1 pseudogene is annotated in these 628 nt (G+C 70.5%); it reads right to left on the bottom strand.

Annotated elements, in window-relative coordinates:
* Window positions 1-628: pseudogene (locus tag B2W70_RS00085) on the bottom strand (hypothetical protein); the annotation flags it as partial.

The raw sequence follows: 628 nt of genomic DNA, 5'->3' as shown, positions 1-628 counted from the left end.
GGCGGCTTGGTCGACCTCGACCTCGATGCGGTTGGGCAGGTGGCCTTGGGCGTCGGGCGCCAGGGGCATCAGCGTCCAGCGCAGTCCGTCGCCCAGGGCCACGGCCATGGCCAGGCCTTCGAGCTGACCCAAAGCAGGCGGGCCATCGAAGTTGGTCCAGCCTTCTTCGTCCCGGGGGCGCAGCTTGCCGATGTGGCTGATCTGGCTGCCCACGGGCATGACCACGAAGCCCTGCATCAGCCGACCGCCCGAGGACGCGCGAACGTCCACGCCTTTGACGCCGGCCTCGTACCAGGCCTTGAGGATGCGCATGGGCGGGGTGGGCAGGGCGTCTTCGCTCTGGAACACGACTTCTTTGCCCTCGACGCGCCAGCGTCCGGTCAAGAACTGGTCAACGGCGCCATAGCTGGTGGCCAGGCTGTAGCGGCCATCGGCGCGCAGGCGCAACTCCGAGCCGACCTCGCGCACGCCGCTGAGGTAATAGGCGCCGGGCAGCTTCGCCGCCAGGGCCTTTTCGGCCGCCGTGGGGGCTTTGGCTGGCTTGGGGGTGCAGGGCGGGGCGGGCAGGTCGGCAAAGCCGGCCAGGGGGCGCCAGGTGACGGGTTGGTCGCAGCCCAGGTGCCAGCTC

Source organism: Aquabacterium sp. UBA2148, from assembly GCF_002328915.1.
Taxonomy (GTDB): Bacteria; Pseudomonadota; Gammaproteobacteria; order Burkholderiales; family Burkholderiaceae_C; genus Aquabacterium; species Aquabacterium parvum.
The sequence above is the reverse complement of the archived record's forward strand: the minus strand, read 5'-3'. Positions and strand labels throughout refer to the sequence as shown.